This is a genomic window from Halalkalibacter wakoensis JCM 9140 (assembly GCF_000513095.1).
Classification (GTDB): Bacteria; Bacillota; Bacilli; order Bacillales; family Bacillaceae_D; genus Halalkalibacter; species Halalkalibacter wakoensis.
In genome coordinates this window covers 96673-105606 of record NZ_BAUT01000007.1, presented here as the reverse complement: position 1 = coordinate 105606, position 8934 = coordinate 96673, and the positions used below count along the sequence as shown (strand labels likewise).

Sequence of the window (8934 nt, the reverse complement as noted above, 5' to 3'; positions counted from 1 at the left end):
TAAAATAAAGCGGTGCCTATGTATGCAACGCTTTATAAAAGAACTTTTATTTAACTAGAGGAAAAACATTAGCATTACATTTGTTGCACTCACTTAATAATCGTAGCTAACTCATGAAGGCTATGTATAGTAACGATTTCTGAGCGTGTCATGGTGTTTTTTCGATTTAGCCAAATTCCTCTCATTCCTGCTTGTGTACTAGCGATTGCGTCGGTCTCCACTCGATCCCCTATGTAGTAACACTCTTCGGCTTTTACCTTTGCGAGATTGCAAGCCTCGATAAATATCGTAATATTGGGCTTTGATATTCCGACTTTGCTAGAAGTAACAATACAATCAAAATACTTCCGTATCTTTATTGTTTCCAGTTTTTCCATTTGTTGATTCTCATCACCATTGCTTATAATCCCAAGACGTTTTCCTTGCTTCTTCATTTGCTCTAAAGAAGGAATAACATCTTCAAATACTTTCCAGTTCTTTTTATAATACGTAATATATTCATTGAATTTCTCATCTGCTAGATCGTTACTTATATGACTACCTAATAATTCTTTCATTCTCATTCTTCGCTGTTCTAAAAAGGACAGTTCCTTTTCTAAATATTTCTCAAAATACGTATCAGATAAGTGATGCCATAACGCCACAAACTCATTGGTGTTACATTTAATGTCTTCTTTGTTTTCTTCAAAGAACTCTATAGCTCCGAGCTCCTCAGCTTGTTCATGGTCCAGCAATGTAGAATCTATATCAAAAAAAATCAATGTTGGGCCTCCAAACTTTTTATATTTCCATATTATAACATAGGTTTCTTTTTAAAAATGAACATTAAAAGGAGCTTGTGTTGTACAAGCTCCTAGTCCCCGTAAGTCTTCGTGTATGATATTAGAATTCATCATTGTTCCAATTCCAATCAATCATTTCACCTAGTTGAAAGCTATGTAACCCATTTACTTCTTGTAACTTTAACAGCTCTTTTACAGGTCCTGTCACGACAGCTCCGTAAACTTGGAAGCCTTCATTTTGTAGATAATCATAGCGATCTTGAAGATGATTGGTTACTAGTAATTGTTCCGCTAAACGTTTATTTTCTCCGAGCATTTTTTCCATATTATCAAGCATGGCGATCTTGCTTTCTTCTATACTTTGCAGATCTAATAGGTGGATAAGTGAACCGCTCATAAAATCATCTTCCATTTGTCTTGCTCCAGATAAACCCCACTCTTGTGCTAACGTTATGGAATTTCCACTACCAGACCAACCCCACTCTGTGAAGTTTTGCATTTCCCCCATATACAACGGCATCCAAATCACATCAAGATCATATTCAGCAAGCATCTCTAGCATTTCTTCTGGTGAGAAATACTCAGTTGTAGAAAAGGCAAAATCAGCTACTTTACCTTCATGGACCCTCTCTAACGTCTCAAATACACCTGGAGCTTGATTTCCCACTAAGGACCGATCATTTTCAGGATGAAAAGGAAGGTAAAAATGAAACCCATTGTTTCCCGCTTTTTTTGGGTAGTTTCGATCCATCTCCATATACATTCTTGCATTTATTATTGGCTTTGTTAATTGGAGTTGAGACACAACATAATTTTCTTTTCCAATTCTTCTTTCAACAGAGAATTGTATTTTCTGTGTCCAAAACGGAGTAATCTCCCTATGAGCTTATTGCTAGATCACTAGTTAATTCTGGGTACGTCCAATCGATCGCTAACTTTTGATAAAATTCAGTACGAGGACCTATTTTACTAAAATCATAAGACACCGTTAGGACAAATAAATAAACCCAATACAAGATTACTAAACTTACAATCACTCTAATTACTTTAAATGACAATCGAAGGTTAAATCTATTTTTGTATTTATTAACCATTTTCTGGGCTTTTCCCTCGTTCCATTCCACACTGTCACCCCTTTAAAAATGTTTTCCTTGTCGTTCTGATGACGATTTAAAACGCAGACTAGTCCTATATAAATTCATTTTCACCTGTCTCGAGAGAAAGTTGTATTATTCCCCCGAGTTACTCATATGTAAATTTTTCGATGTTTATTTATTTCACCTTAAACAACCCTGTCTCAATTAAGCCAGGGTTGTTTAAGGTGAATAATATGTATGGAATCAGAAGAAGAGAGAGCTTCATCCTCTCCTTCTAAGCACGTTTCCCAAAAGGATCTTCTCTATAATCTGCTTTACGCTTATAAACAATCGTTGCTGATTCTTCACCCTTTTTAGAAGTTATGATGGTTTTAATACCTGGTACAGCTTTTCCGACTTTATAAGAATGCTTTCCTAGAATTGCCGTTTTGGCTGTTTTACTCATGATCAAACACCTCCAAAAAGATAGTTTATTATACCTAACAACTTGTGATTATCTAAGAAAATTTGATCCATTTCAGCCTCACTTAATGAGACTCGACCAGTTAAGGCAACAGTTAAAACGATTTCGTTACCAATAGGATAACATAGCACATATTTTTTATCAAAAGAGGTATTATTTTTTAAGAGCACCAATTCTTCGCTATTTAACAAACAGTCTACTACGACAATTCGTTCCGATTGATTCTTACCAGTGTTAACCCCAAAATCGTAAAATTTACCCTGACCTTCGTTTCCGGCAATTTGTCTAAGGCCTGTATAATCTTGGTTTTCTTCCTTTAACCAAACACCAATACCTTCAACGAAATAAGATGGAGGAACCATGTATGTACTTCTAACAGCTTCAGATAAGTACTCATATTTGTTTGAGGCATCTTTTAATAAATGCTTTGATAAAGTTCTCAGCAACCTTATGATCGCGTAATCCTGTTCAGACGTTTCTAATGCTTCATGCAACAATAAGGCTGGATCTTCAAATGATCCAAGTTCCTCAATAATTGTTTGTATTTTCCCACAAGCAACATTAACTGCCGCATTATAATTGTTATCGCTACGTACCTGGTAGGTTAAAACGGTTAATGCAGCTAAATCAGAGGGGATACGCAAACCTCCTACCCCATCAGTATCAGGAGTGACATCAGGTACAATAAAGAAAACTCTCTCCCTTTTTAACCTTCCCCAAAACAATCCCATTTCAAATAACGTGTTGTCTCTTGTTATAAAGGATTCAGAACCACGTATGGTAGCAACGTCATCTGGAGAAAAGACAAAAATAGCGAAATCATTTTCGTTTAATTGTCTTTCGAGCGCCTCCATAGGATACTCCATTGTGAGGAAGCCACCAGCAGACCACGGTGTGACTTCAGCACAAAAACTTAATTGTTCTTGAATCGCATTGACATAGTTTATTGATTCTCTAGCGCTTCCGATAAAAACATGTGGTTTAATAGCCTTCTCCTCCTTCCAACTTGTGTTTTCGAATATCTATGTTTCATTATACCGAACGTACATTCTGTAAATCTAGGAAAAAGTTAATCTTTTACTAAAAAGCTAGCAAATTTCACTATTTTTCTAGTAATGTCAAAATATAGTGTCGTTATCTGTTAAAAAACTCACCTTATTTTAAATAAATTTGAAACCTCGTCTGGGGCTTATGTATCTAATGAATAGATCATCACGAAAGGAGCCGTATATTGAAACAGATCAATGAAGTCAAAAAAGCGAAAAAAGGAAATGTTACCTCATTTGAAAAGCTAATTCTTATGCAAAAAGTAACCATGTACCGAGTAGCAAAATCTATCCTAGCTCGTGACGAAGACTGCGCCGATGCGATGCAAGAAACGATACTAAAAGCATTTCAAAGTATTCATACATTACGTGAACCAGCTTATTTTAAAACTTGGTTGATTCGCATCTTAATCAATGAATGTAACCAATGTATTAGAAACAGAAAGAATTTAATCCCGTTTGAAGATTTAATTGAACCATATGCAAGCGATAGCGGGTATGAAAAAATAGAAGTCGAACAAATGCTTGCTTCTTTACCAGAAGAACAAAGACAGCTCCTAAAGCTCTTTCACATTGAAGACATTTCCGTTTCTGACTTAGCACTTATTTACGATGAACCAGAAAATACGGTTAAAACAAAACTTCGTCGAGCAAGAGAAAAAATGCGTGTCATATTAGAAAAACAGGATAAGGAGGTTTCCGGATGGAAAAATGGGAACAAAAGCTAAAAAATGACGTTAACGGCTCTTTGCCAAACCATATTGATCAGCGAATCGCAGAAACGTTACAGCAACTCCCCCGCAAAAAGCGGAGAGCAACGATTTATTATAGTGTTGCTGCAGTCGTCGCTGCCCTATCTATCACCTTTGGCTTATCTGTTCTTTCTCCTGCATTTGCTGAAACGATGAAAAGAATTCCAATTATAGGTTCTGCTTTTGATTTTGTCGGGGATATCAGTGTGAAAAAAGGAACAGAAATCGGACTAACGACAACCCATGAGGAACAAGTTGAAGTAGACGGACACATCATTACCTTTACAGACAGCTTTTATGATGGGGCTAGGATCCATCTTGGCTATATCATTGAACCTGCTCATAATAGTGATTTAGGTGAATTTAACTATTTAGACGTAGAATTTACAATCAATGGCCGAACAATTGGAAGTCATGGAATGGGACAGACGGAAAAAGAATTAGAGAATGGTCTTTATGCTGGTGCCATTAGTCTTCAAATTCGTGATGATCTTCCAGATTCCTTTACGCTTGGAGTACGTCCGTTCGGGGGAGGATCTTGGTCTGTTAACCTCCCAATAGAATTGGTAGGAAACAGCCATGAGTATCCGGTTCATATCATGAAGGAAACAAGTGACTTTACGATGCACTATGAGACGATTTCCTTTTTGCCTACATCTACTGAATTAGCTCTTCAGTATGATATGACTGAGGAGAAATATGAAACGTACGCTGAACAAATCATTCAGTACCAAGTAATAGATGACAAAGGACGCGTACTACAACCAATTAGCGGAGGTGGTGGCGGGGGTGGCGCTGTTAATGGTATCATCACCTCACATTATAAGCACTACTTTGAACCTCTTGACAACATACCGTTATACGTAACAATTAAACCGTTTTCTATAGCGATGAATACAAATTCCCCTGAGAAAGTAAGAAAACAATGGGATGGAACGGAGATCGTGCTATCTCAAGGAGATCTTGGTCAGTTAACGATTTTAGATGCTAAACAGGAAAACGGTGTGATTACTTTCACTGTCGAAGCGGTTGGCCAAAATGCCCATGAACAAGCGAGTACATTTTGGCTTGAAGACACCGAAGGAAAAATGCTTGAACGCGTTGAATTTGCTTCAAGGCTAGAAGGATCCGTTAATCAATATCAAAGTTCATTTAAAGCCCCTTCAACTCAAACAGATATTTATGTAACAACCTTAAAAATGAACTCTTTGAACTACTTTGAAGAATTAGAAGTAACGATTGAACTTAAATAAATAGACAAAGGACCAGAGCTTGAAACGACAGCTCTGGTCCTAAATTATTATTTAAACGCCACTTAGCAGTATAACCATGAATTCACCTACTTAACACCATTCTTGCTGTAACAGGATAGTGGTCAGAAGCTTCACTTTCTATTACTTCCACATCATTCACGAGAAAGTCTGAACTGTGGAAAATATAATCAATTTGCCAATCTTCACTATAATACGTTTGAAAAGGAATACCTTCGTTGCTTTTTGTTAGGTGGTCATTCCAAATTTGATATTCTTGATCAGATGGAACTGAATTTAGGTCTCCAGTTAATAGGATAGGTCCATCTATTGTTTTTATTTTTTCATAGATTTGTTCAATTGCGTTAGCTCTCTCATCTCTATTTAGTCCTAAATGGGTATTGATTACATGAATGGTCTGATCTTCTGTTACTTGTAGCTCTATAACGAGTGCCGTTCTGTTTTCTATTTTATTTTTGAACGTTACCGTTTTTGTTTCGACAATCGGAAAATAAGTCAAGACGGCATTTCCATAGTAAAGGCCCGGGTACGCTAATGAAGGAGTAAAAAACGCATTCATGTTCAGCTCTTCTGCCAGAACTCTAATTTGATCTGTAAAATTAGAGCGATAACTATTTCGTTCCACCTCCTGCAAACTGATAATGTTTGCTTCAACTGATTGTAACGTCTCTATTGTCCTCTGTAGATCGATTTTTTGATCTTGCCCTCTACCGTATTGAATATTATAAGATGTAACCGTTATCAAACCGTTGTTTATTAAGTATTCGCTTTTATTATGAATTAACTTTATTTCTTTGTTAGTTTCATGGTAGAGATGGAGAGAGAAAACAATAATTCCAGTAATGAATAAATAGAAAGATATTCGTCGCATAGTTCTCTCCTTTTTAATCAATTATAACACAATATTCAGAATTATCAGGTCGGTAAATTATCCACCTCTTTTACACAAAAAAAGAGTGTCAAAATGGCCAAATGACCTATTAAGACACTCTTTAAAGTAAGTATTTATCTTATTTTCTTAAAGTTCAAAATCAACGCCAATGCTGTCGACTCTTCCTACTTCTTTAATAAATGCTGCAACTGCTTTATGTTCCTCATTGTTCACATAAGCTTCAAGTGCAGCTTGATCTTCAAAACGAACAGTCAAAACGACTTGATAATCCTTGCTTCTCTCAGCAAAGTTTAAACCAGCTTGAAGATCGACAATTCCAGTTAAATGGTTTTTTAACGCTTTGAATCGGTCAACTACCTCTTGTAATTGCTCTTGTGTCGTTGTGTCTGCAAATTTTACTAGTACGGTACGATTAATCATGACATAACCTTCTTCCTAATTTTCTTGTTCAACGAATTATATTTTAACGAACTCGCTCTCGAGAAGCAATTATTTTGGATTAACCAAATAATACACAGAAATTGGATGAAGTTTTATTTCGAGAGGCGAAATGGCTGTTTTTGTGGTACAATTTTTATATCTTTTTTAAAGGGGTTTTATACTTATGAGAATCATCGAAACGGCGATAGTTGGATTTATTGGCGGTTTTTTATTTGCATTCTTAAACATTCCTCTTCCTTGGGTTCTAGGGCCATTAACGTTTGTTATGCTTTGGCAAGGGCTATCCAAACGTCAGGCTTATTGGCCAGATTTTGTTAAAAATTGCGGTCTTGTTATACTTGGAATTTATTTTGGGATGTATTTTACTTTGCAAACATTTTCGACAATGAGCCCTTATTTCTTTTTATTTTTGCTTTTGACGCTCGGATTAATTGCAGCAAGTATCATAATAGGGACACTGATAACGAAATGGATAAATGTTGATAAAATCACCAGTGTATTTGGAGTGATTCCAGGTGGTTTAACAGAAATGGTTATCGCTAGCGAAGCCCTCCATGCGAAATCTTCATTGGTTGTCATTTTTCAAACGGTTCGGTTGGTTACTGTTTTGTTTGTTGTTCCAACAACTATTATTTTTTATTTCTCTCAATCTAGTTCAGCTTTAATTAGTGTAGTTGAAACTCCGGCGTTTAGTTTTGCTGGTTGGAGTTATTTATGGTTGATTCTACCTATCATTGCAGGAATTCTAGTTCGCGACCTTCTACCGGCTGGGATTGTTATTGGACCACTCATCATAACAACGATTTTAAACATAAGTTTTATCGAAATACCTACCGTCCCTCCTCCCTTTTTAATAGCCGCCCAAATAGCAGTTGGAATCGGTCTAGGTAAAAACATATCGTTTCGTGATTTAAAGATGGGCGGAAAGTATAGCCTTGTTTATTTCGGAGTATCAATTGGTTTGATTTTGATTTCATTTCTTTTCGGGATGGTATTAGCAAACCTAACATCATTAGATTTGGCAACAGCGATGTTAAGCTTAGCTCCTGGTGGACTGATTGAAATGGTTTTAACAGCTTCGATTGTCGGAGCGGATCCTGCTATTGTGAGCGCCTTTCAACTAGTGAGGATCATTCTAATCATTGTATTTGTCCCCCCTTTTTTAAAATGGTATTTTAAGAAAAAACAGAAAGAAAAAGCTGCCTAAAAACACCATTAGCCTATTGCCAATGGTGTTTTTATTTTTAAAAAAGGAATTTGTACTCCTCGTAGCCTTCCTTTTCGAATTGTCGTACTGGAATGAACCGAAGCGCAGCAGAGTTGATACAATATCTTCTTCCACCCTTGTCCTTTGGTCCGTCTTCAAACACATGCCCTAGATGAGAATCTCCTAGTTTGCTTTTTACCTCTTGCCTAAGCATCCCGTGACTATGATCTAATTTCTCTTTAATGTTTTGGTGAACAATTGGCTTTGAAAACGTAGGCCATCCACATCCTGTATCGTATTTGTCACGAGAAGAAAACAACGGCTCTCCTGATACAACGTCAACATAAATCCCATCCTCATTATATTGATCATATGGATTTACAAAGGGAGGTTCTGTCTTATTGTTTTGTGTTACCTCGAATTGAATGGGTGCTAATTTTTTCATTCGCGAATCATTCGATTTGATTTGCCAGTGCTTAGTAAAAAAATCTTCCCTACCCGATTTTTTGTAAAGATAACGATAATGAAACGGGATTTTCAAGAAATAAGACTGGTGCTTTTGCTCAGCTGGATAGAAATTTCGATAAGGGATTATATCCGTTACAATTGGATGTTCAAAAATGGTGCTTAGGGATGCAACGGATAAAACAGCTTCCTGTTTTTGCTGTTGATGATGATAAAAAATGGCTGGCACGAATGGGTTTCCTCTATCAGTAAATTGACCTAAATGATCAGTTGGGTCAATCGTCTTCCAATAAGCATTTAGCAGTTTTTCAAAAGAAAGAACCGTTCGGTCAAACTCTACTTGAACGACAAACCGATGCCCAGTTTGTCCTTTCAAGACCTCATCATAGGATGGGTCTATTTCTTCCCCTCCAGAATAACCAGCTGTCACCTTAAAGACACCAGGTAGGTCAACAAAAGAGGGAAACAAAAACCAAAAATGGCCCCCTGCAAATGTGGCAAGTTCTTTCATTTTCATC

The 8934-nt window shown here is 36.7% G+C and carries 11 protein-coding genes; 3 read left to right on the top strand and 8 right to left on the bottom strand.

What is annotated here, in order from left to right; translation table 11 throughout:
* Positions 1–89 precede the first annotated feature (89 nt).
* From JCM9140_RS05285 to JCM9140_RS05270, 5 genes are all read right to left on the bottom strand, one after another.
* Entirely contained in the window at positions 90–761 is a 672-nt protein-coding gene (locus JCM9140_RS05285; protein ID WP_034743326.1) for an HAD family hydrolase, read from the bottom strand.
* Between the two features lie 121 nt (positions 762–882).
* Positions 883–1587, bottom strand: a complete 705-nt coding sequence (locus tag JCM9140_RS05280; RefSeq protein ID WP_034743323.1) for an anti sigma factor C-terminal domain-containing protein — start codon at positions 1585–1587, stop codon at positions 883–885.
* Positions 1588–1660: 73 nt separating this feature from the next.
* Positions 1661–1906 (bottom strand): sigma factor regulator N-terminal domain-containing protein, encoded by a 246-nt coding sequence (locus JCM9140_RS05275; protein ID WP_034743320.1) that lies wholly within the window; start codon positions 1904–1906, stop codon positions 1661–1663.
* Positions 1907–2153: 247 nt separating this feature from the next.
* Positions 2154–2324 carry a hypothetical protein gene (locus JCM9140_RS23585; protein WP_156314777.1) on the bottom strand — a complete coding sequence of 57 codons (171 nt, stop codon included), beginning with the start codon at positions 2322–2324 and terminating at the stop codon, positions 2154–2156.
* 2 nt (positions 2325–2326) lie between these two features.
* The gene (locus JCM9140_RS05270; protein WP_268870551.1) at positions 2327–3310 is read right to left on the bottom strand and encodes a TIR domain-containing protein; all 984 of its coding nucleotides are present in this window, start codon (positions 3308–3310) and stop codon (positions 2327–2329) included.
* A gap of 263 nt (positions 3311–3573) precedes the next feature.
* Here JCM9140_RS05270 and JCM9140_RS05265 point away from each other — a divergent pair, with 263 nt between their 5' ends.
* Positions 3574–4116, top strand: coding sequence for a sigma-70 family RNA polymerase sigma factor (locus tag JCM9140_RS05265; protein WP_034743312.1), 543 nt, complete (start codon positions 3574–3576; stop codon positions 4114–4116).
* Entirely contained in the window at positions 4092–5393 is a 1302-nt protein-coding gene (locus JCM9140_RS05260; RefSeq protein ID WP_034743310.1) for a DUF4179 domain-containing protein, read from the top strand. The genes JCM9140_RS05265 and JCM9140_RS05260 overlap by 25 nt, the downstream gene beginning before the upstream one ends.
* An 82-nt stretch (positions 5394–5475) precedes the next feature.
* Here JCM9140_RS05260 and JCM9140_RS05255 read toward each other — a convergent pair whose 3' ends face one another.
* On the bottom strand, positions 5476–6282 hold the full coding sequence (locus JCM9140_RS05255) for an endonuclease/exonuclease/phosphatase family protein (RefSeq protein WP_034743307.1): 807 nt from the start codon (positions 6280–6282) through the stop codon (positions 5476–5478).
* Positions 6283–6429: 147 nt separating this feature from the next.
* Positions 6430–6723 (bottom strand): Dabb family protein, encoded by a 294-nt coding sequence (locus JCM9140_RS05250; protein ID WP_034743304.1) that lies wholly within the window; start codon positions 6721–6723, stop codon positions 6430–6432.
* Positions 6724–6907: 184 nt separating this feature from the next.
* Here JCM9140_RS05250 and JCM9140_RS05245 point away from each other — a divergent pair, with 184 nt between their 5' ends.
* Positions 6908–7951, top strand: a complete 1044-nt coding sequence (locus JCM9140_RS05245; protein WP_034743301.1) for an AbrB family transcriptional regulator — start codon at positions 6908–6910, stop codon at positions 7949–7951.
* Positions 7952–7988: 37 nt separating this feature from the next.
* On the opposite strand, the gene msrB is transcribed toward JCM9140_RS05245, so the two are convergent.
* On the bottom strand, positions 7989–8927 hold the full coding sequence (gene msrB / locus JCM9140_RS05240; protein ID WP_369384400.1) for a peptide-methionine (R)-S-oxide reductase MsrB: 939 nt from the start codon (positions 8925–8927) through the stop codon (positions 7989–7991).
* Between the last annotated feature and the right edge of the window lie 7 nt (positions 8928–8934).